The sequence below is a fragment of the Nocardia sp. NPDC050717 genome (genome assembly GCF_040654275.1).
Taxonomy (GTDB): Bacteria; Actinomycetota; Actinomycetes; order Mycobacteriales; family Mycobacteriaceae; genus Nocardia.
Map to the genome: position 1 here is coordinate 34,919 of NZ_JBFAHR010000011.1, position 19,285 is coordinate 54,203.

Here is a 19,285-nt window from a genome sequence, read left to right on the forward strand (position 1 = left end):
CCCCCACCGACACCTTCGCTATCCGGACAGAACGTCCCGCTCCGACGATGCCGAAATGGCCCCGCTGCCACACGGTGTCGTCGAGATCGCGAACAGCCCGCCGAGGCAGTTCGCCGCACCCGGATGGTCGGTCGTGACGATCCGCGCGGCCGTGTCCTCGCCACCGATTCGGGCTAGGCCAGGCGGGCCTCGAGGGTGGGGCCGGTGTGGAAGCTGCGGGCGATCATGGCGGAGCGGAGTTGCCAGAGGCCGGAGCCCTGGGTGGGGTCGAGGCCGGTGAGCTGGGCGATGCGGCGCAGGCGGTAGTCCACGGTGTTGGTGTGGATGTGCAGCAGTCGGGCGGTGCGGCGGCGGTTCATGTTGTTGGCGATGTGCACGCGCAGGGTTTCGTAGAGCTCCGGGTGGTTGTCCAGCGGGGCGAGGAGCTCGCCGAGGCGCGCGCGGCCGGGGCCGGGGCGGGTGAGCTGGTATTCGAGAGCCAGGTCGCCGAAGCGGTAGAGACCGGGCGCGCAATCGAGGCGCTCGACCATGTCGAGCAGTTCGTGCGCGCGCTCGGCCGCAGCGGGGATGTCCTCGGTGTCCGCGGGAACGAGGGCACCCGTCACCGCCACGCGGGCAGCCCGCGACAGCGCGGCCACCAGCGCGTCGAGCGCGTCGGAATCCATCAGATCGGCGGGGATGAGCAGGGTGCCGCCGTCCACCGACAGCAGCGAGAGCACCTCGTCGCCGCCGTGATGGGCCAGCGCCGCCTGCACCCGGCGCAGTGTGCGCCGCGCGGCGACGGCCGCGTTCACGCGCGGATCGTCGCCGTCGGCGCGCCGCCGGATCGAGATCGCCAGCACCGAATACGCGTCGGCCACCGCGATCCCGCACTCCCTGGCCATCGTCACCGTCGGCTGGCCCGCGAGCAGCGCCGAGGTGAGCGTGTGCACGGCGGTGTGGTGCTCGCCGGCGATGTCGCGGTGCTCGCGGATGTAGGCGCGAGTCACCGTGGTGCACAACAGGTCCGACATCGCGACCGCCCGCCGGAAGCCCTCGATCATCGCCGCCCGGTCACCGTGGGTCGCCTCGGCGAAGACCGCGTCGAAGCCGAGCCGGAAGCCCTCGTGGAAAGCGTGCAGGATGGTGTCGATCGGCACGCCCTCGCGCGCCCAGCCCGCCGCGGCGATCGAGAGCCGGTTCAGCCGTTCGGTCTCGTCCCGCCCGTCGAGCATCCCGCCGACGATCTCCAGGCACAGCCGGGTGACCGTGGTGACGTCACCGGAGATCGCGTCCCCCGGCAGCGTCCGGCAGGTGGCGACGGTGTCCACGAAGTGGCCGACGAGCTTGCCGGTCAGGGTCCGGACATCGCGCAGGGGCTGCCACATCGGCGCTCCGTCCACGGGGATGGTCATCATCGTCGGCTCCTTCCACACCGCACCGGCAGCGCCGTCGGTGGTTCTGCTTCCGCAGTGCGGGCCCCTGTGATGGCCTACACTCCGGTTTCTCCGTGATCATGACTCTAGAATGAGCGACTACTCACCTTCTACTCCTCTTTCGACCGAGGTCTACGAATGCCACCGCACGCCGACAAGCAGCGCAAACGTCCGAAACAGGATCGAGCCAAGGAGACCCGAACGCGCATTCTCGAGGTATCCGCTCAGCTTTTCGGCGCCCGCGGTATCGGCAACACCTCGACCAACCGGATCGCCGCCGAGGCGGGCATGAGCATCGGCACCCTGTACCGGTATTTCACCGACCGCGACGAGATCGTCAAGGAACTCACCGACGGCCTTTTCCTGCAGGTGGAGGACCGATACAGCCGCCTGCTCACCCTCGCCGCCGACCTGACGCCCCGCGATGCGGTGGCCGACGTGATCCGCATCGCCGTGGAGATCCTGGTCGCCAACGGCCCGCTGGTCCGCGCGCTCGTCGCCGATCTGCACTTCTACGGCAGCGGCATCCCCGAATTCGAGCCGCGGCTGCGCATGATCATCAAGCTCTACCTGATCCACCTGCTCGGTCCGACCAAGAACGTCGACATCGACATCATGGCGTTCATCGTGCTCAACGCCGGATTCGCCACGGCGCTGCGCTCGGTGGAGATGGAGGACGAGGGACTCGACCGCGACGTGGTCATCGAGCACACCGCCGACATGATCGGCGCCTGGATCGCCACGGTCGCCGAGCCCGAACCGGCCTAGGACACACGAAAGGCCCGGATCCGCCCCCGCGGGGATCCGGGCCCGAACGATGATCAGCGCGCGTTGGCCGTGCAGGTCACGTCGACCAGCTTGGCGCCGCTGAACTGCGACGAACCGAAGTTCGCCAGCTGCGCGGTCGGGGTGATCTCCGACAACGTGGTGTACGCCTCGCGCTCCGCCTCGGCGCGGGTGGCGGCGACGGAAACCGCGAAGCCCTGGTCGCTCTCGACCATCGCGCCGCAGCCGTTGCCCCACCAGGTCACGATGCGGCAGTCGTCGGCGCCGCAGTTCGCGATGGCCTCGGCTTCGGCGTCTTCGCGGCTGGCCGCGTTGACGCCGGTGCCGAAGACCCACTCCCGATCGCTCACCGCGTAGGCCGCGTACAGGTTGTCGGCCTTCGCCGCACCGGCACCGAGCACCGATCCGGCCGCAAGGCCGAACACCGCCACGGCGAGGCCGGCCTTACCCATGAAACTCATCGAACTGTCTCCTCTGGAAAATGCCCCGCAAGCCGGAGCACCAAGATCATCGCCGAACATCGGTGGTCGTCCAACAGAATTGAGCAGAATCACACCCCACCAGAGGTTTACATCACCACGGACCGACCACGTACTCGAGCAGCGCCAGTCCGAGCGCGCCCAGAATGGCCGCGACCATTCCCGATCCCGTGGCGAGAAGATAATTGCGGCGCGTGCCGACCGGATTTCCCCACGTGATCAGCACACCGCCGAACGCGCCGAGCGCGGCGAGCACCAGCGCACCGCCGAGCACCAGGTAGAACAGGCTGCCGACGGCCGCGGTCAGGGCGCCGCCGACGCCGCTGGTGTAGCCGACCAGGGGCACGGGAAAGCGATAGACGGTCGCGGTGAGGGCGGCGGCGACCGGGGCGAGAACCACGGCGGCGAGCCCACCGGCCAGCGCCAATTTTCCGCGCGCCAGGGTGCTGTTCCGATTCGGCTCCGTCATTCCCCCATGATCCCCGTCCCGGCCGAACCGGCGACGAAGCACGCGCGGGAAGTCCAGGAAGAACGAAAAAGCCCGGACCCCATCGGGATCCGGGCTTTCGCACGGGTACTACACCGTGAAGCCGAGTGCGCGCAATTGTTCGCGGCCGTCCTCGGTGATCTTGTCCGGGCCCCACGGGGGCATCCAGACCCAGTTGATCTTCAGGTCCTCGACCAGGCCGCTGCGCACCAGCGCGTTGCGGGACTGGTCCTCGATGACGTCGGTCAGCGGACAGGCCGCCGAGGTCAGCGTCATGTCGAGGGTGGCGATGTTCTCGTCGTCGACGGACATGCCGTAGACCAGGCCGAGGTCGACGACATTGATGCCGAGCTCGGGGTCGACGACATCGCGCATGGCCTCCTCGAGATCCTCGAGGTGCTGGATCTGCTCGGGAGACAGCTCCACCTCGGCGGGCGCGGCTTCGGTGGCTTCGGCAGCCGGTGTCTCACTCATCACGCTTCCCCATTTCCCATGGCAGGCTTGGCATCTTCGGCCGAGGCGATCTGCACGACGGCGTCCTTGAACGCCATCCACCCCAGCAGTGCGCACTTCACGCGCGCCGGGTACTTGGCGACGCCCGCGAGTGCGATGCCGTCGCCGATCATGTCCTCGTCGCCCTCGACGGTGCCGCGGCTGGAGATCATCTCGCTGTAGGAGTCGACGACCTTCAGCGCCTGCTGCACCGGCAGCCCGATCACCTGATCGGTGAGGATCGAGGTGGCGGCCTGGCTGATCGAGCAGCCCTGACCGTCGTAGGAGACGTCGGCGACCTCGCCCGCGTCGTCGAGGTGTACGCGCAGGGTCACCTCGTCACCGCAGGTCGGGTTCACGTGGTGCACTTCGGCACCGAACGGCTCCCGCAGCCCGCGGTGGTGCGGGTGCTTGTAGTGGTCCAGGATCACTTCCTGGTACATCTGCTCCATGCGCATGTCTTATGCAACTCCGAAGAACGTCTGAGCCTTCCGCACGGCCTGCACCAGCGCGTCGACCTCGTCGAGGGTGTTGTAGACGGCGAACGACGCCCGCGCGGTCGCCGCGACACCGAACTTGCGGTGCAGCGGCCAGGCGCAGTGGTGCCCGACCCGGATGGCCACACCCTGGTCGTCGAGGATCTGGCCCACGTCGTGCGCGTGGATCCCGTCCACCACGAACGCGACCGCGCCACCGCGGTCCACGTTCTCGGTGGGACCGATGATCCGCACGCCGTCGATCCCGCGCAGGCCCTCGAGCGCGGCGCCGGTGAGCGCGTGCTCGTGCGCGGCGATCGCGTCCATGCCGAGATCTTCCAGGTAGCGGACCGCGGCGGCCAGCCCGACGACCTGCGAGGTCATCGGCGTGCCCGCCTCGAAGCGCTGCGGCGGCGGCGCGTAGGTGGTCTTCTCCATGGTGACGGTCTCGATCATCGAGCCACCGGTGATGAACGGCGGGGTCTCCTCGAGCAGCGCCCGACGGCCCCACAGTCCACCCACACCCATCGGGCCGAGCATCTTGTGGCCGGAGAACGCGGCGAAGTCGACGCCGAGCTCACGGAAGTTCACCGCCATGTGCGGCACCGACTGGCAGGCGTCGAGCACGACGAGCGCGCCCACGTCCTTGGCCCGGCGGACCAGTTCGGCCACCGGGGCGACCGCGCCGGTCACGTTCGACTGGTGGGTGAACGCGAGAACCTTGGTCGCGGGCGACAGTTCGAGCGAATCCAGGTCGATGCGGCCGTCGTCGGTGATGCCGTACCACTTGAGCGTGGCGCCGGTGCGGCGCGCGAGTTCCTGCCACGGAACGAGATTCGCGTGGTGCTCGAGCTCGGTGATCACGATCTCGTCGCCCCGACCCACCTTGTACGGGAACCGGTCGTCACCGAAGGCGTTGGCCACCAGGTTCAGCGACTCGGTCGCGTTCTTGGTGAACACGATCTCCCCGGCGTCGGCGCCGACGAAGCGGGCGATGGCGACGCGGGCGTCCTCGTAGGAGTCGGTCGCCTCCTCCGCCAGCTGGTGGGCACCGCGGTGCACCGCCGAGTTGCGGGTGAGCAGGAAGTCGCGCTCGGCGTCCAGCACCTGCAGCGGACGCTGCGCGGTCGCACCGGAATCCAGGTACACCAACGGTTTCCCGTCCCGGACCGTACGGTTCAGGATCGGGAAGTCGGCCCGGATCCGGGCGACGTCGAGGGCGGGCCCCGAGACGGACACAGCGGTCATGGTTGTCAGGCTCCAGCGGTCGCGGAGGTGAAGCGCACGTAGCCGTTCGCGTCGAGTTCCTCGGCCAGCTCGGAACCACCCTCGGCGACGATCTTGCCGCCGACGAACACGTGCACGAAGTCGGGCTGGATGTAGCGCAGGATGCGGGTGTAGTGGGTGATCAGCAGCACGCCGCCGTTCTCGCGCTCCTTGTAGCGGTTGACACCCTCGGAGACGATGCGCAGCGCGTCGACGTCCAGGCCGGAGTCGGTCTCGTCGAGGATCGCGATCTTCGGCTTGAGCAGACCCAGCTGCAGGACCTCGTGGCGCTTCTTCTCGCCACCGGAGAAGCCCTCGTTCACCGAGCGATCGGCGAAGGCGGCGTCGATGTCGAGCTCCTTCATCGACTCCTTCACCTCCTTGACCCAGGTGCGCAGCTTGGGCGCCTCGCCGCGCACGGCGGTGGCGGCGGTCCGCAGGAAGTTCGACATCGAGACGCCGGGCACCTCGACCGGGTACTGCATGGCCAGGAACAGGCCGGCGCGAGCGCGCTCGTCGACCGACATCTCCAGCACGTCCTCACCGTCGAGGGTGATGGTGCCCTGGGTGACGGTGTACTTCGGGTGACCGGCGATCACATAGGACAGCGTGGACTTGCCCGAGCCGTTGGGGCCCATGATGGCGTGCGTCTCGCCGGACTTCACGGTCAGGTTCACGCCGTTGAGGATCTTCTTGGACTCACCCTCGGGGGTGGTGATCTCGGCGTGCAGGTCCTTGATTTCCAAGGTGGTCATCGAATTCGAATTCCTTCGTGGGGAGTGTGAGGGGTGTCAGATACCGACAGTGGCGAGCTCGGCCTCGATGGCCGCCTCGAGCCGCTCCCGGACCTCGGGGACCGCGATCTTCTGGATGATCTCGTGGAAGAAGCCGCGCACCACCAGGCGGCGGGCGACGTCTTCCGGGATGCCGCGAGCGCGCAGGTAGAACAGCTGCTCGTCGTCGAAGCGGCCGGTGGCGCTGGCGTGGCCGGCGCCGGCGATCTCGCCGGTCTCGATCTCCAGGTTCGGCACCGAGTCGGCGCGGGCGCCGTCGGTGAGCACCAGGTTGCGGTTGGCCTCGTAGGTGTCGGTGCCCTCGGCGGCCGCGCGGATCAGCACGTCGCCGACCCACACGGTGCGGGCATCGCCCTTGGGGGACTTCGGATCACCCTGCAGCGCGCCCTTGTAGAGCACGTTGGACTTGCAGTTGGGCTCGGAGTGATCGACCAGCAGGCGCTGCTCGAAGTGCTCACCCGCGTCGGCGAAGTACAGGCCGAACAGCTCGGCCTCGCCGCCGGGACCGGCGTAGCGCACGGTGCCGGTGAGGCGCACCAGATCGCCGCCGAGGGTGGCCGCGAAGTGGCGCACGGTGGCGTCGCGACCCAGCTTCAGGTGGTGCGCGGTGGTGTGCACGGCGTCTTCGTTCCATTCCTGGACGGCGACGACGGTCAGCTTGGCGCTGTCCCCGAGCACGAATTCGACGTTCTCGGCGTAGGTGCCACTGCCGCGCTGGTCCAGGACCACGGTGGCGGCGGCGAAGTTGCCCAGCCGGATCTGCAGGTGGCCGTAGGCGGTCTTGCCCTCGCCGGGACCGGTGACGGTGATCGTGACGGGCTCGGCGACCTCGGTCTCCGCGCCGACCGACACGACGGTCGCCGACTCGAAGCCCGAGTAGGCCTGGGCGGCAACACGATCGGCGGGGGTGCCCGCCTGACCGAGACGTGCGTCGGAGCGGTCGACGGTCTCGACGGTGACACCCTCGACCGGGGTGACCTCGACGGTCGGCACGCCGTCACGCACGGCGGTGCCGTCGTGCAGGCCGCGCAGGCGGCGCAGCGGGGTGAACCGCCACTCCTCGTCGCGGCCCGAGGGCACCTCGAACGCGTTCACATCGAACGAGGTGAACACCTCGCCCTTGTTGATCGCCGGAATGCGAGCCTCGGCGGCCTCGGCAACGTTGTCCACGGCCATCAGCCGACGGCTCCTTCCATCTGCAGTTCGATCAGGCGGTTCAGCTCGAGGGCGTATTCCATCGGCAGTTCCTTGGCGATGGGCTCGACGAAGCCGCGCACCACCATCGCCATCGCCTCGTCCTCGGTGAGACCGCGGCTCATCAGGTAGAACAGCTGGTCCTCGGACACCTTGGAGACGGTCGCCTCGTGGCCCATGGTGACGTCGTCCTCGCGGATGTCGACGTAGGGGTAGGTGTCGGAGCGGCTGATCGTGTCGACCAGCAGCGCGTCACACTTCACGGTCGACTTGGAGCCGTGGGCGCCCTTGTTCACCTGCACCAGACCGCGGTACGACGCGCGACCGCCGCCGCGCGCCACCGACTTCGACACGATGGTCGAGGAGGTGTGCGGGGCCAGGTGCAGCATCTTGGCGCCGGTGTCCTGGTGCTGGCCGACGCCGGCGAACGCGACCGAGAGCACCTCGCCGTGCGCGTGCTCACCGGTCATCCAGACCGCCGGGTACTTCATGGTGACCTTGGAGCCGATGTTGCCGTCGACCCACTCCATGGTGGCGCCCGCCTCGGCCTTGGCCCGCTTGGTGACCAGGTTGTAGACGTTGTTGGACCAGTTCTGGATGGTCGTGTAGCGGCAGCGGCCGCCCTTCTTCACGATGATCTCGACGACCGCGGAGTGCAGCGAGTCGGACTTGTAGATCGGCGCGGTGCAGCCCTCGACGTAGTGGACGTAGGCGTCCTCGTCGACGATGATCAGCGTCCGCTCGAACTGGCCCATGTTCTCGGTGTTGATCCGGAAATAGGCCTGCAGCGGGATGTCGACGTGCACGCCCGGCGGCACGTAGATGAACGAGCCACCCGACCACACGGCGGTGTTGAGCGCGGAGAACTTGTTGTCGCCCGCGGGAATCACCGAGCCGAAGTACTCCTGGAAGATCTCCGGGTGCTCCTTGAGCGCGGTGTCGGTGTCGAGGAAGATGACGCCCTGCTTCTCCAGGTCCTCACGGATGGAGTGGTAGACGACCTCGGACTCGTACTGCGCGGCGACACCGGAGACCAGGCGCTGCTTCTCGGCCTCGGGGATGCCCAGCTTGTCGTAGGTGTTCTTGATGTCCTCGGGCAGGTCTTCCCAGCTCTCGGCCTGCTTCTCCGACGAGCGCACGAAGTACTTGATGTTGTCGAAGTCGATGCCGTCGAGGTTGGAACCCCAGTTCGGCATGGGCTTGCGATCGAAGATGCGCAGCGCCTTGAGGCGGATGTCGAGCATCCACTCCGGCTCGTTCTTCTTGGCCGAGATGTCGCGAACGACAGCCTCCGACAGGCCGCGTTGCGCGCTGGCACCGGCCACATCCGAATCGGCCCAGCCGTAACCGTAGTTGCCCAGCGAGGCGATGGTCTCGTCCTGGGTCAGCGGTTGCGCCTGGTCGGTGGTCGTCGTCATTCGGCACTCCTTCCGGAGTCGTTCGTTCGTCCCGCCGCGGGCTGTGCGGCGGATGGGGTGGCGGCTGTTTTCGGGAGCGCGACCAGCGGTACGTGGGTGGTGCAGGCGCAATCGCCGTTGGCGATGGTCGCAAGTCGCTGGACGTGGGTGCCGAGCAGGTCCCGGAAAGCGTCCAGTTCGGCGTCGCACAACTGCGGGAACTCCTCGGCCACGTGGGCCACCGGGCAGTGGTGCTGGCAGATCTGCACACCGGCCCCGACCTGGCGGGTGGTGGCGGCGAAGCCCGCGTCGGAGAACGCGTCCGCGATCTCGGTGACCTTCGCCTCGATCTCGGGGGCGGTGTGCTCGGCGACGGGTTCGATGCCGTCGACGATCGTGCGGACACGCTTGCGCGCGAACTCCTCGATGGCCGCGTCGCCGCCGATCTCACCGAGCTGGCGGATCGCCGCACCGGCCAGATCGTCATAGGCGTGGCCGAGGGTGCCCCGGCCCGCCGCGGTCAGCTGATACTGCTTGGCCGGGCGGCCCCGGCCCTTCTGCTGCCACGGCGCCGACCGGCTCGCCCGCGCCTGACCGGAGTCGATGAGCGCGTCGAGATGCCTGCGCACGCCCGCGGGCGCGAGGCCGAGCGCGGCGCCGATGGCGGTCGCGGTGATCGGGCCCTCTTCGAGCAGCAACTGGACGATCGCCGCCCTGGTCTGCCCTTCGTGCGCGGTCGTCACTGGACCAGCGGACGAGCGGGCGCCGGTCGTCTTACGACCGGTCCCGTCCACGTCTGTCCGCAAACCCACGGTTTTCACAACACAAGTGTGGCGGAATTCGTTCCCTAAATCTAATAAGGGTGTCCTGACAAAGGGTGCCATGACCTGCGACGAAGATCATCCGCGGCGCCCGGGGCCCGGCAAAACCCCAGGTGCGGCCCTCGGACGCGGTGCTCCGCCGCGCGCGGGGGTGACTCATCGCACACCTCGACGCGGGCTCGATCCGCCGGAATTCGCGCCCGCGCACATGGTCAACAGTCCAGCGCGGAGACGGCCCGGACCGGCGGGCCGTGGCAGGATGGTCGGGTGTCGAACCCGCCCGCGCCCACGTGCGTCCGTCATCCCGATCGACCGACCGGACTCGCCTGCACGCGCTGCGGACGGCCCGCCTGTCCGGACTGCCTGCGCCCCGCGGCGGTCGGCCAGCACTGCGTGGACTGCGTGCGGCAGGGACAGAGCGAGGTGCGGCCGGTCCGCACCGTCGGCGGTGGGCGAGCGGGCGCCACGTTCCCCGCGGTCACCTACGGGCTGATCGCGATCAATGTGCTCGTCTACGTGATCACGGCCGCGCAGGCAGGCAGCGCGATGGACAACTACCGCGGCTCGGCGCTGTTCCGGGAGTTCGTCCTGGTCCCGCTGCTGGTCGCCGACGGCCAGTGGTGGCGGCTGCTCGGGTCGGGCTTCCTGCACTACGGCGCGATCCACCTGCTGGTCAACATGTTCGCGCTGTATGTCGTCGGCCGCGATCTCGAGCAGGTGCTCGGCCGGACCCGCTTCGCCTGCGTCTACCTGGTGTCGCTGCTCGGCGGTTCGGCCGCGGTGATGGCGCTGTCGGACTCGATCACCGCGACCGCCGGCGCCTCGGGCGCGGTGTACGGCCTGTTCGGCGCGGTCACCGTGACCCTGATCCGGTTGCGGCAGAGCCCCACTCCGATGCTGGTCGTGATCGGCGTCAATGTGCTGATCAGCTTCTCGCTGCCGGGGATCTCGCTGTGGGGGCACCTCGGCGGACTCGCGGCGGGCACGCTCGCGGCGCTCGGCATCCTGTTCGTGCCCGGCTGGCTGTCCGCGCGGACCCAGGAGGCCGCGCGGCGCATCGGCTGGGCGGCACTGGCCGCGGTGGCGGCCGCGTGTCTCGCCGTCGCCGGCGTCGCGACCCTGATGACGCGCGACGAGATCCCGCCGCAGCCCGTGCGGGTGAGCGCCCCCGCCGACCTCCAGGTCCCGGCGCCGCGCTGACCGCCGTCCGCGCCGGTCGACGGCGAGCGGCGGACCGGAACACCGCCACTCGCGGCCGACCACACTAGGCTCGCTCCTCGTGGCGGTACTGGAGGGCGCGGCGCGCAAGATATCGGCGTTCGGTAGACGGGCTCTCGGGTTCGACGTACCGGCGCCCGATCACACCGTCGCGGTGCTGCACCGCGACGAGAGCGAGGTCCCCGGCCTCGACAAGCGTGAGCGCGCGCAACTGGACCGGATCCGGCTCATGGGCGCCACCGGCGCCGTGCTCATGGCGATCGCGGCGCTGGGCATCGGCGCGCAGCCGGTGCACCAGAACCCGGTCTCCGGCATGCGGGTCTTCGGCATCTTCGCGCGGGCGCACACCGGCTCGCTGGCGATGTGCATGTTCGGCACCGTCCTGGTGATCGGCGCGTGGCTGTTGCTGGGCCGCTTCGCGATCGGCGGGCTGGCCGGTTCGCCGATCCACCGGCTGACCAGGTCGCAGCTGGACCGGACGCTGCTGCTGTGGATCATCCCGCTCAGCGTGGCGCCGCCGATGTTCAGCAACGACGTCTATTCCTACCTGGCGCAGAGCGAGATCGCCGCGCGCGGCATCGACCCGTACGACGAGGGTCCCGTCGCGGGCCTCGGGATCGACAACGTCCTGACCAACAACGTGCCGACCATCTGGCGCGACACCCCGGCGCCCTACGGCCCGCTGTTCCTCTGGATCGGGCGCGGCATCGCGGAACTGACCGGGGACAACATCATCGCCGGCGTCTGGGTCCACCGCCTGCTGGCGCTGGCCGGCGTGGCGCTGATCGTGTGGGCACTGCCGCGGCTGTCGGTGCGCTGTGGCGTGGCGCCGGTCAGCGCGCTGTGGCTGGGTGCCGCCAATCCCCTGGTGCTGTTCCACCTGGTCGGCGGCGTGCACAACGACGCGCTGATGCTCGGCCTGATGCTGGCGGGCGTCGAGCTGATGCTGCGGGCGATCTACGGCGACGGCGGCGAGCCCGACCGATTGACCGGGCCGGTCACGGCGCCGTTCGACGCCAGGGCCTACGGGCTGCTGATCGGCGGCGCGGTGGTGATCACGCTGTCGTCGTCGGTGAAGTTCACCTCGATCATCGCGCTCGGCTTCGTCGGCATGGCGCTGGCCAGGCGCTGGGGCGGCGACCTGAAGGCCGTCCTGAAGGCCGCCCTGTTGCTGGGCGTGATCGCCGCGGTGACAACACTTTTCGTGAGCTGGGCCAGCGGCCTCGGCTTCGGCTGGATCTTCACCCTCAACACGGCGAGCGCCGTGCGCAGCTGGATGTCGCTGCCGACGGTCATCGGCATCATCACCGGATTCGGCGGCGTGCTGCTGGGGCTCGGCGACCACACCACCGCGCTGCTGTCGATCACCCGGCCCATCGCGGCCCTGGTCGCGGCCTTCGTCACCGTCCGCATGCTCGTGGCCACCAGCACCGGCCGCCTGCACCCGGTCGGCGCGCTCGGCGTCGCCCTCGGCGCGATCGTGCTGCTGTTCCCGGTGGTCCAGCCCTGGTACCTGCTGTGGGCGATCGTGCCACTGGCGGCCTGGGCGACACAGCCGGTGTTCCGCATCCCCGCGGTCGCGTTCTCGGCGGTCGTCTCGATGCTGGTGATGCCGCGCGGCGCGGAGTTCCAGGTCTTCCAGATCATCGGCGCCGCACTGGCCGCCGCGATCTGCTTCGGGCTGTTCTACGCGCTCACCCGGCACACCCTGCCCTGGCGCGCGCAGCCGGGGGTGTCGGCTGAGTCACAGCAGGGCACGGCTTACCGTGTGACCTCGTGATGACAGGACCTGGCCCCGCTGTCAGCATCGACGGTGTGGTCAAGCGCTACGGCGCGACCACCGCGGTGGACGGCCTGCGGTTCGAGGTCGAGCAGGCCCAGGTGTTCGCGTTGCTGGGCCCCAACGGCGCGGGCAAGACCACCACCGTCGAGATGTGCGAGGGCTTCGTGCGGCCCGACGCCGGGACGGTCCGCGTCCTCGGGCTCGACCCGATCGCCGACTCCGAACAGCTGCGTCCCCGGATCGGCGTCATGTTGCAGGGCGGCGGCGCCTACCCGGGCGCCCGCGCCGGCGAGATGCTCGACCTGGTCGCCGCCTACTCCGCCGACCCGATCGATCCCGGCTGGCTGCTGTCGACCCTCGGCCTGAGCGAGCACCGCCGCACGCCGTACCGGCGCCTGTCCGGCGGTCAGCAGCAGCGGCTCGCGCTCGCCTGCGCCCTGGTCGGCCGCCCGGAGATCGTGTTCCTCGACGAACCGACCGCGGGCCTCGACGCGCAGGCCAGGCTGATCGTGTGGGAGCTGATCGACGCGCTGCGCCGCGACGGGGTGAGCGTGGTGCTCACGACGCACATGATGGACGAGGCCGAACAGCTCGCCGACCAGCTGGTGATCATCGATCACGGACAGATCGTCGCCGCGGGCACCCCCGCCGAGGTCACCGCGCACGGCGCCGCGGGCCAGCTGCGTTTCTGCGCCCCACCGAAACTCGACATCGAGCTGCTGAAATCGGCTCTGCCGGAAGGCTTCTCGCCACGCGAGACCACGCCGGGCACCTACCTGATCGAAGGCGAGATCACCCCGCAGGTACTGGCCACCGTCACCGCCTGGTGCGCCAGGATGGACGTGCTGGCCACCGACATCCGGATCGACCAGCGCCGCCTCGAGGACGTCTTCCTCGAACTGACCGGACGGGACCTGCGCGGATGACCGAGACCACCAGCCGGTTCCTGCCCGGCACCTTCACGCCCGACCCGCGCCCCGCGAGCCGGGCGGCGATGCTGGCCGCGCAGACGGCGCTGGAACTGAAGCTGTTGCTGCGCAACGGTGAGCAGCTGCTGCTCACCATGTTCATCCCGATCACGCTGCTGGTCGGGCTCACCCTGCTGCCGTTCGGCGAGTTCGGCGAGCACCGGGTGGACAAGATCGTGCCGATGGTCATGATGACCGCGGTCATGTCGACGGCGTTCACCGGCCAGGCCATCGCCGTCGGCTTCGACCGGCGCTACGGCGCGCTCAAACGGCTCGGCGCCACCCCGCTGCCGCGCTGGGGCGTGATCGCGGGCAAGTGCGCGGCGGTGCTCATCGTCGTCGTCCTGCAGGCGCTCCTGCTCGGCCTGATCGGTGTCGCGCTGGGCTGGCGGCCCGGACTCGGCGGGCTGGCGCTCGGCGCGCTGGTGATCGCGCTCGGCACCGCGACCTTCGCCGCGATGGGCCTGCTGCTCGGCGGCACGCTCAAAGCCGAGGTCGTGCTGGCCCTGGCCAACATCTGCTGGTTCGTCATGCTCGGGATCGCCAGCCTGGTGCTGGTCAGCGACTCGCTGCCGACGGCGCTCACCGTGCTCGTGCGGCTGGTGCCCTCCGGCGCGTTGGCCTTCGCGCTGGAAGCGGCCCTGGCGGGGGCGGTCGACTGGCTCGGCGTCGCGGTGCTCGTGGCGTGGGGCGTGGTGTGCGGGGCGCTGGCGACCCGGCTGTTCCGGTTCAGCTGACGTGATCAACGACGCACCGTAGTAGCCCGGGTATCGGTCGCGATCGGGCGGCCAGTACCATCGTGACGTGCTGTATCGCGCCTTCATGCGACTCGTCGACCGGCTGCCGCTCCCCTCACTGCGGGTGCAGTTGCTCATCGCCGCCGCCGTCGTCCTCACCCAGGCAGGCATCTCGGTGACCGGCGCCATCGTGCGCGTCACCGCGTCGGGCCTCGGCTGCCCCACCTGGCCCCAGTGCTTCCCAGGCAGCTTCACCCCCGTGGGAGTGTCGGAGGTGCCGATCCTGCATCAGACCGTCGAGTTCGGCAACCGGCTGCTCACCTTCGTCGTGTCCCTGTTCGCCGGGCTGATCGTGCTGGCCGTGCTGCGGGCGCGCCGGCGCAAGGACGTGCGGGTCTACGCCTGGCTGATGCCGGCGGGCACCGTCGTGCAGGCCGTCATCGGCGGCATCACCGTGCGCACCGGCCTGCTGTGGTGGACCGTGGCGGTGCACCTGCTCGCGTCGATGGTGATGGTGTGGCTGGCGGTGGTGCTCTACGCCAAGATCGCCCAGCCCGACGACGGCATCGAGACGGTGCAGGTACCCGCTCCCCTGCGCTGGCTGACGGCGCTGAGCGGCGTCGCGCTGGCCGGCGTGCTGATCGCGGGCACGCTGGTCACCGCGGCCGGACCGCACGCGGGCGACAAGAGCATCGAGCGCCAGGTCGAGCGGCTGCAGGTCGAGATCGTCACGCTGGTGCACCTGCACTCGCAGCTGCTCGTCGGCTATCTGGCGCTGCTGGTCGGGCTCGCGTTCGGCCTGTTCGCGGTGGGGATCACCCCGGCGATCCGCACGCGGCTGTTCGTGCTGCTCGGGCTGGTGCTGTCGCAGTCGCTGGTGGGTGTCGTCCAGTACTTCACCGATGTGCCCGCCGCGCTCGTCGCGATCCACGTGGGTGGCGCGGCGGCGTGCACGGCGGCCACGGCCGCGCTGTGGGCCTCGCTGCGGACCAGGGAGAAGGTCGAGGCGCCTGCCGGTGTCGCCGCGCCCGCGGTGTCCTGACCCGAAACGCACGACTGCCCGCGATCACGGTGATCGCGGGCAGTTCTCGTTCGGTGCCGAGCTCAGGCGCCGGCGAACAGGTCCGCGTTGCGGGCCTTCGGGAACCGGGTCTGCCTGGCGACCCAGCCCGCCATCTTCTTCCAGTGCGACGCGGTCGGGGTGACGACGGAGACCAGCTCGCGGTTCCATTCGTCGGTCTCGGTGAGCCCGTCGACCTTGGCCACGATCGCCTTCGCGGTCGCCAGATCGGCGACCACCCGGTCGCCCAGGATGCCGTCGGCGCCGACCAGCGTGATCCGCACGCCCTGCTCACCGATGTACTGCAGCACGGCCGTGCCCGAACCACCGTGCTCGGCGACGAACTTGACGATGGACTTCTCGACCTCGGCAGGCACCTTCACGGCGGCGGGGGCGGCGGCGGTTGCACTCATGCCGGGGAGTTTACCGGCCGGTAGTCGCGCGTCCACCCCCGAGTGGCGTCGAACACGGGGTGTACAAAGGGGACTCATGCATGCGATTCAGGTTTCCGAGCACGGCGGTCCCGAGGTTCTGCGGTACGTGGAGGTGGCGGATCCGCCGATCGGGCCGGGTCAGCTGCTGGTCGACACCCAGGCCGTGGGCGTCAACTACATCGACACCTATTTCCGCACCGGCCTGTACCCGCAGCAGACGCCCTATGTTCCCGGCTCCGAGGGCACCGGCGTCGTCGCCGAGGTCGGCACCGAGGTGACCGAGTTCGCCGTCGGCGACCGGGTCGCGTGGGCGGCGGCGCCGGGCAGTTACGCGGACCGCGTCGCCGTCGACGCGGCTGTGGCCGTGAAGGTGCCCGACGACGTGGACGCGACCGTCGCGGCCGCCGCGCTGCTGCAGGGCATGACCGCGCACTACCTCGTCGAATCGGTGTTCCGGCCCGAGCCCGGCGACCCGGTGCTGATCCACGCGGGCGCCGGTGGTGTCGGCCTGCTGCTGACGCAGATGGCCGCCGCCAAGGGCGCGCGGGTGATCACCACGGTCTCCACCGACGACAAGGAGAAGCTCTCGCGCGCGGCGGGGGCGGCCGAGGTGCTGCGCTACGGCGACGACCTCGCCGACCGGGTCCGCGCACTCACCGGCGGGACCGGCGTCGCCGCGGTCTACGACGGCGTCGGCGCGAGCACGTTCGAGGCCAGTCTCGCCTCGCTCCGCGTCCGCGGCACCCTCGCCCTGTTCGGCGCGGCCAGCGGCGCGGTGCCCCCGTTCGACCCGCAGCGCCTCAACCCGGCCGGTTCGCTCTGGCTGACCCGTCCCTCGCTCGGCGCCTACACCCGGGATAGGGCCGAATTCCTGTGGCGCGCCACCGATGTCTTCGACGGTATCGCCGCGGGCACGCTGAACCTGCGGATCGGGGCCACCTACCCGCTCGCCGACGCGGCCCAGGCCCACCGCGATCTCGCGGCACGCAAGACCACCGGCTCTATCGTGCTGTTGCCGTAGCGGCTCGCTGCGGCGCGTCCCGGTTCGGCGAGGCAGCCGTGCCACCACAGCGACGACCCAGGAGCGCTCGTCGGCGCGGTGCGCGACTCACTTCGGCGCGCGTCGCGTCCGGTTCGGGTCGCCGGTGGAGCGAGGCAGCTTTCCTGGAACTCCGAAGACCTCGTCGCCCGCGTTCGGCAGCGGGGTCTTCGCTGTCCATCCGGCACGGTCCTGGGCGGCCTTGTCGGGGCTCAGCAGTCGCGGCCGGTGAGTCCCCGGTAGACGAAGCGCGTGAGTGATTCGATCGCCTCGTCGTCGGTCATCGTCACCGCGCCGTCCGCGATCATCCGCAGCAGTCCGTCGGCCGCCGCGAACATCATCGCCAGGCTCGCGTCGACCGTGCCGGGCAGTGCGAGCCCGTGCTCGGGGAAATCGGCCACATGGTCGGCGATGTCGGCGCGCTGCGCTGTCCCGAAACTCGCGACGACCCGGGCGAATTCGGGACTGACCTGGGCCGCCTGTTCGATCGCGCGCAGCACCGGCGCGTGTTCGCGCGCGAAGCTCCAGTACGCCCGCACGTGGTAGCGCACCGCCGCCGGATCGGTGAAGTCGCCGTTGTGCTCGGGATCGGCGGTGCGTTCGTCGCCCGCCGCGGCCAGGTCGGCCAGCAGTGCCTGGAGCAGTTCCTCTTTGCTCGCGAAGTGGTTGTAGAACGAACCGGCGGCGCGGCCCGCGGCCGCGGTGATGTCGGTGATCTTCGCGTTCAGGTAGCCGTGTTCGGCGAACACCTGCCGGGCGGCGTCCTTGAGCGCCTGCTCGGTCTCCGCGGACTTCTCCCGCCTGCTGCCCATCTCCGGCCACCTCCTCTTGACAGGCAGGCTACCAACACTGAAACTGAATTCATATTCACTGAATATCGATTCAGCCAGATTCTCAGGAGGTAATCCCCATGTCCGACCAGGTACTCGTCGCCGGTGCGGGCCCTACCGGCCTCACCCTCGCCATCGATCTCCTGCGCCGTGGGATCGGGGTGCGCGTCATCGACCGGGCGGCGTCGCCCTTCCATGGCTCGCGCGGTGACGGCATCCAGCCGCGCACGCTCGAGGTGTTCGACGATCTCGGTGTGCTCGAGGCGGTGTTCGCCGCCGGGCGCGATCTCCCCGTGATGCGCGCGTACTTCGCGGGCGAGTTCGCCGGCGAGCGCCGGATGGCCGATCCGGTCGCGCCGACACCGGCGGTGCCGTATCCGAACGGCTGGGTGCTCGGCCAGTCCGACACCGAGGCGATCCTGCGCGCACGCTTGACCGCACTCGGTGGGCGCGTCGAATTCGGTACGGCGCTGGTCGATGTCACCCAGGACGACATCGGCGTCACCGCGGTGCTCGCACGAGGCGAGAGCAGGCAGACAGTGCGGGCGAGCTATCTGGTCGGCGCAGACGGCGGCGCGAGCACGGTCCGCAAGCGCCTCGGCATCGCGTTCGAGGGCACCACCGACGAATCGATCAGGATGCTGCTCGGCGATGTACGCGCCGACGACCTCGACCACGACTTCGGGTACTGGTTCGCCGCCGCAGCCGACCAACCGATGACCGGCTTCGCGCTCTCACCCCTGCCGGGCGGGCGGCGTTTCCAGTTCGCCGCTCCCCTGTCGCTGGACCAGCGCGCCGACCTCACCACCCTGCAGGCTCTCGCCGACCGGCACGCGCCCGGGCTGGGCCTGACGCTGGGTGACCTCTCGTGGGTCACGGTGTGGCGCCCCAACATCCGGCTCGCCGAACGCTTCCGCGCAGGCCGCGTCCTGCTCGCGGGCGACGCCGCCCACGTGCATCCGCCGACCGGCGGCCAGGGCCTCAACACCGGTGTCCAGGACGCGTACAACCTGGGGTGGAAACTGGCGGCGGCGCTCGACGGCGACCTCGCCCCGCTCGACACCTACGAACCGGAGCGCCGTGCCGTCGCGGCCCACGTCCTCGGCCTGAGCACCGACCTGCTCGACAAGCTCGTCGACGGCGACGAGGACGCGATGCGCCGCGGCCCGGCGACCGGCCAGCTCGGCATCACCTACCGCTCCCCCACCGCGCAGGGGCCGCTGGTCGCGGGCGACCGCGCGCCGGACGCGCCGCTCGCCGACGCCACGGGCGCGCGGATCCGCCTGTTCGACGTCTTCCGCGGCCCGCACGCGACCCTGCTGCGATTCGGGCCGTCCACCGACGCCGAGGCGGGCACCGCCACGGCGCCGCCACGGATGCGCGCCCAGCTCGGCGGCGCCGGAGTCCACACGATCGATATTCACCGCGCCGGCTCGATCGCCCCCACGCGCACGGATGTCGCGGGCGTTCACGCACACCTCGTCGACGCCGACGGTCACGCCTTCACCGCCTACGCGGCCACCCCGGGCACCGAGGTCCTGATCCGCCCGGACGGCCACCTCGCCGATCGCTGGTAGCCCGCCGAGCCGGAACGTCGCGCCGACGACAG

At 70.0% G+C, this 19,285-nt stretch carries 20 protein-coding genes; 8 read left to right on the forward strand and 12 right to left on the reverse strand.

The features are described 5' to 3' along the window. Window positions 1–173: 173 nt before the first annotated feature. Window positions 174–1,397, reverse strand: a complete 1,224-nt coding sequence (locus tag AB0H56_RS21715) for a helix-turn-helix domain-containing protein (RefSeq protein WP_357166112.1) — start codon at window positions 1,395–1,397, stop codon at window positions 174–176. Between the two features lie 156 nt (window positions 1,398–1,553). Here AB0H56_RS21715 and AB0H56_RS21720 point away from each other — a divergent pair, with 156 nt between their 5' ends. Beyond that, a complete protein-coding gene (locus AB0H56_RS21720) occupies window positions 1,554–2,183 on the forward strand; it encodes a TetR/AcrR family transcriptional regulator (protein WP_357166115.1) in 630 nt (209 codons plus the stop codon). A 53-nt stretch (window positions 2,184–2,236) separates the two neighbouring features. Here AB0H56_RS21720 and AB0H56_RS21725 read toward each other — a convergent pair whose 3' ends face one another. From AB0H56_RS21725 to AB0H56_RS21765, 9 genes are all read right to left on the reverse strand, one after another. After that, the gene (locus tag AB0H56_RS21725; protein ID WP_357166119.1) at window positions 2,237–2,662 is read right to left on the reverse strand and encodes a DUF4189 domain-containing protein; all 426 of its coding nucleotides are present in this window, start codon (window positions 2,660–2,662) and stop codon (window positions 2,237–2,239) included. A 112-nt stretch (window positions 2,663–2,774) separates the two neighbouring features. Next, window positions 2,775–3,149 (reverse strand): hypothetical protein, encoded by a 375-nt coding sequence (locus tag AB0H56_RS21730; protein ID WP_357166122.1) that lies wholly within the window; start codon window positions 3,147–3,149, stop codon window positions 2,775–2,777. 108 nt (window positions 3,150–3,257) lie between these two features. Then, window positions 3,258–3,641: a metal-sulfur cluster assembly factor gene (locus AB0H56_RS21735; RefSeq protein ID WP_357166125.1), complete on the reverse strand. Its 384-nt coding sequence runs from the start codon at window positions 3,639–3,641 to the stop codon at window positions 3,258–3,260. Then, on the reverse strand, window positions 3,641–4,117 hold the full coding sequence (gene sufU / locus AB0H56_RS21740; protein ID WP_110035482.1) for a Fe-S cluster assembly sulfur transfer protein SufU: 477 nt from the start codon (window positions 4,115–4,117) through the stop codon (window positions 3,641–3,643). The genes AB0H56_RS21735 and sufU overlap by 1 nt, the downstream gene beginning before the upstream one ends. Before the next feature lie 3 nt (window positions 4,118–4,120). After that, window positions 4,121–5,383, reverse strand: coding sequence for a cysteine desulfurase (locus AB0H56_RS21745; RefSeq protein ID WP_357166129.1), 1,263 nt, complete (start codon window positions 5,381–5,383; stop codon window positions 4,121–4,123). A gap of 5 nt (window positions 5,384–5,388) precedes the next feature. Next, window positions 5,389–6,156, reverse strand: coding sequence for a Fe-S cluster assembly ATPase SufC (gene sufC / locus AB0H56_RS21750; protein ID WP_280303200.1), 768 nt, complete (start codon window positions 6,154–6,156; stop codon window positions 5,389–5,391). A gap of 36 nt (window positions 6,157–6,192) precedes the next feature. Continuing rightward, on the reverse strand, window positions 6,193–7,371 hold the full coding sequence (gene sufD / locus AB0H56_RS21755; RefSeq protein ID WP_357166133.1) for a Fe-S cluster assembly protein SufD: 1,179 nt from the start codon (window positions 7,369–7,371) through the stop codon (window positions 6,193–6,195). Next, the gene (sufB, locus tag AB0H56_RS21760; protein WP_067981090.1) at window positions 7,371–8,807 is read right to left on the reverse strand and encodes a Fe-S cluster assembly protein SufB; all 1,437 of its coding nucleotides are present in this window, start codon (window positions 8,805–8,807) and stop codon (window positions 7,371–7,373) included. The genes sufD and sufB overlap by 1 nt, the downstream gene beginning before the upstream one ends. Next, entirely contained in the window at window positions 8,804–9,670 is an 867-nt protein-coding gene (locus AB0H56_RS21765; RefSeq protein WP_357166137.1) for a metalloregulator ArsR/SmtB family transcription factor, read from the reverse strand. The genes sufB and AB0H56_RS21765 overlap by 4 nt, the downstream gene beginning before the upstream one ends. Window positions 9,671–9,874: 204 nt before the next feature. Between AB0H56_RS21765 and AB0H56_RS21770 the strand changes: the two genes are divergently transcribed. The 5 genes from AB0H56_RS21770 (at window position 9,875) to AB0H56_RS21790 (ending at window position 15,355) form a co-directional block, all read left to right on the forward strand. Next, window positions 9,875–10,807 carry a rhomboid family intramembrane serine protease gene (locus AB0H56_RS21770; RefSeq protein ID WP_357166140.1) on the forward strand — a complete coding sequence of 311 codons (933 nt, stop codon included), beginning with the start codon at window positions 9,875–9,877 and terminating at the stop codon, window positions 10,805–10,807. Between the two features lie 79 nt (window positions 10,808–10,886). Further along, on the forward strand, window positions 10,887–12,605 hold the full coding sequence (gene mptB / locus AB0H56_RS21775; RefSeq protein ID WP_357166143.1) for a polyprenol phosphomannose-dependent alpha 1,6 mannosyltransferase MptB: 1,719 nt from the start codon (window positions 10,887–10,889) through the stop codon (window positions 12,603–12,605). Then, window positions 12,605–13,534 carry an ABC transporter ATP-binding protein gene (locus tag AB0H56_RS21780; protein ID WP_357166596.1) on the forward strand — a complete coding sequence of 310 codons (930 nt, stop codon included), beginning with the start codon at window positions 12,605–12,607 and terminating at the stop codon, window positions 13,532–13,534. The genes mptB and AB0H56_RS21780 overlap by 1 nt, the downstream gene beginning before the upstream one ends. Further along, window positions 13,531–14,313: an ABC transporter permease gene (locus tag AB0H56_RS21785; RefSeq protein ID WP_357166146.1), complete on the forward strand. Its 783-nt coding sequence runs from the start codon at window positions 13,531–13,533 to the stop codon at window positions 14,311–14,313. The genes AB0H56_RS21780 and AB0H56_RS21785 overlap by 4 nt, the downstream gene beginning before the upstream one ends. Before the next feature lie 67 nt (window positions 14,314–14,380). Then, window positions 14,381–15,355 (forward strand): heme A synthase, encoded by a 975-nt coding sequence (locus tag AB0H56_RS21790; RefSeq protein WP_357166149.1) that lies wholly within the window; start codon window positions 14,381–14,383, stop codon window positions 15,353–15,355. A 62-nt stretch (window positions 15,356–15,417) separates the two neighbouring features. Here AB0H56_RS21790 and AB0H56_RS21795 read toward each other — a convergent pair whose 3' ends face one another. After that, on the reverse strand, window positions 15,418–15,786 hold the full coding sequence (locus tag AB0H56_RS21795; protein ID WP_357166152.1) for a hypothetical protein: 369 nt from the start codon (window positions 15,784–15,786) through the stop codon (window positions 15,418–15,420). Between the two features lie 76 nt (window positions 15,787–15,862). Between AB0H56_RS21795 and AB0H56_RS21800 the strand changes: the two genes are divergently transcribed. Continuing rightward, complete coding sequence (locus AB0H56_RS21800) at window positions 15,863–16,828, forward strand: quinone oxidoreductase (RefSeq protein WP_357166155.1); 966 nt, start codon at window positions 15,863–15,865, stop codon at window positions 16,826–16,828. Window positions 16,829–17,058: 230 nt separating this feature from the next. On the opposite strand, the gene AB0H56_RS21805 is transcribed toward AB0H56_RS21800, so the two are convergent. Next, window positions 17,059–17,658, reverse strand: coding sequence for a TetR/AcrR family transcriptional regulator (locus AB0H56_RS21805; protein ID WP_357166158.1), 600 nt, complete (start codon window positions 17,656–17,658; stop codon window positions 17,059–17,061). 98 nt (window positions 17,659–17,756) lie between these two features. On the opposite strand from AB0H56_RS21805, the gene AB0H56_RS21810 reads away from it, so the two are divergent. Next, the gene (locus tag AB0H56_RS21810) at window positions 17,757–19,253 is read left to right on the forward strand and encodes an FAD-dependent monooxygenase (protein WP_357166161.1); all 1,497 of its coding nucleotides are present in this window, start codon (window positions 17,757–17,759) and stop codon (window positions 19,251–19,253) included. Window positions 19,254–19,285: the final 32 nt, after the last annotated feature.

Bases quoted from the DNA above. Each gene is read 5' to 3' on its own strand.
- AB0H56_RS21720 (WP_357166115.1), top strand. From the start codon at position 1,554: ATGCCACCGCACGCCGACAAGCAGCGCAAACGTCCGAAACAGGATCGA.
- AB0H56_RS21730 (WP_357166122.1), bottom strand. From the start codon at position 3,149: ATGACGGAGCCGAATCGGAACAGCACCCTGGCGCGCGGAAAATTGGCG.
- AB0H56_RS21745 (WP_357166129.1), bottom strand. From the start codon at position 5,383: ATGACCGCTGTGTCCGTCTCGGGGCCCGCCCTCGACGTCGCCCGGATC.
- AB0H56_RS21785 (WP_357166146.1), top strand. From the start codon at position 13,531: ATGACCGAGACCACCAGCCGGTTCCTGCCCGGCACCTTCACGCCCGAC.
- AB0H56_RS21795 (WP_357166152.1), bottom strand. From the start codon at position 15,786: ATGAGTGCAACCGCCGCCGCCCCCGCCGCCGTGAAGGTGCCTGCCGAG.
- sufB (WP_067981090.1), bottom strand. From the start codon at position 8,807: ATGACGACGACCACCGACCAGGCGCAACCGCTGACCCAGGACGAGACC.
- AB0H56_RS21810 (WP_357166161.1), top strand. From the start codon at position 17,757: ATGTCCGACCAGGTACTCGTCGCCGGTGCGGGCCCTACCGGCCTCACC.
- AB0H56_RS21780 (WP_357166596.1), top strand. From the start codon at position 12,605: ATGACAGGACCTGGCCCCGCTGTCAGCATCGACGGTGTGGTCAAGCGC.
- AB0H56_RS21800 (WP_357166155.1), top strand. From the start codon at position 15,863: ATGCATGCGATTCAGGTTTCCGAGCACGGCGGTCCCGAGGTTCTGCGG.
- AB0H56_RS21805 (WP_357166158.1), bottom strand. From the start codon at position 17,658: ATGGGCAGCAGGCGGGAGAAGTCCGCGGAGACCGAGCAGGCGCTCAAG.
- sufU (WP_110035482.1), bottom strand. From the start codon at position 4,117: ATGCGCATGGAGCAGATGTACCAGGAAGTGATCCTGGACCACTACAAG.
- AB0H56_RS21715 (WP_357166112.1), bottom strand. From the start codon at position 1,397: ATGATGACCATCCCCGTGGACGGAGCGCCGATGTGGCAGCCCCTGCGC.
- sufD (WP_357166133.1), bottom strand. From the start codon at position 7,371: ATGGCCGTGGACAACGTTGCCGAGGCCGCCGAGGCTCGCATTCCGGCG.
- AB0H56_RS21735 (WP_357166125.1), bottom strand. From the start codon at position 3,641: ATGAGTGAGACACCGGCTGCCGAAGCCACCGAAGCCGCGCCCGCCGAG.
- sufC (WP_280303200.1), bottom strand. From the start codon at position 6,156: ATGACCACCTTGGAAATCAAGGACCTGCACGCCGAGATCACCACCCCC.
- AB0H56_RS21725 (WP_357166119.1), bottom strand. From the start codon at position 2,662: ATGAGTTTCATGGGTAAGGCCGGCCTCGCCGTGGCGGTGTTCGGCCTT.
- AB0H56_RS21765 (WP_357166137.1), bottom strand. From the start codon at position 9,670: ATGGCACCCTTTGTCAGGACACCCTTATTAGATTTAGGGAACGAATTC.